Below are 414 nucleotides of genomic sequence, written 5' to 3' on the forward strand. Positions count from 1 at the left end.
AGCAAATACTTCGCAATATGCTTAACAGCATATTCTGAAGTATTTTTCAGGACTGTAATGGTGGAGCTAAGCGGGATCGAACCGCTGACCTCCTGCGTGCAAGGCAGGCGCTCTCCCAGCTGAGCTATAGCCCCATACAGTCACTGCAGAGACCATCTACTACCACTCAACTTCTCTCCAGGGAGAAACGTTGATTTGGCTCAGGCAAGGCATGTTTCCGCGAAGCATAGTGAACTATGCGAGCCGGAGACATAACGCAGCATGAGACAAATCTGGTAGGCCTGAGTGGACTTGAACCACCGACCTCACCCTTATCAGGGGTGCGCTCTAACCACCTGAGCTACAAGCCTGTAGAGGTTTTTCTGCTCGTTACTTTCTATCAGACAATCTGTGTGAGCACTTCGCGGGAAGGTA

At 50.5% G+C, this 414-nt stretch carries 2 tRNA genes; both read right to left on the minus strand.

What is annotated here, in order from left to right:
* Positions 1-58: 58 nt before the first annotated feature.
* Positions 59-134: transfer RNA gene (locus tag DBY66_RS17735), tRNA-Ala, on the minus strand.
* A gap of 139 nt (positions 135-273) precedes the next feature.
* Positions 274-350, minus strand: a tRNA-Ile gene (locus DBY66_RS17740).
* Between the last annotated feature and the right edge of the window lie 64 nt (positions 351-414).

It is taken from the genome of Pantoea sp. RIT413 (genome assembly GCF_003057675.2).
Taxonomy (GTDB): Bacteria; Pseudomonadota; Gammaproteobacteria; order Enterobacterales; family Enterobacteriaceae; genus Pantoea; species Pantoea eucrina.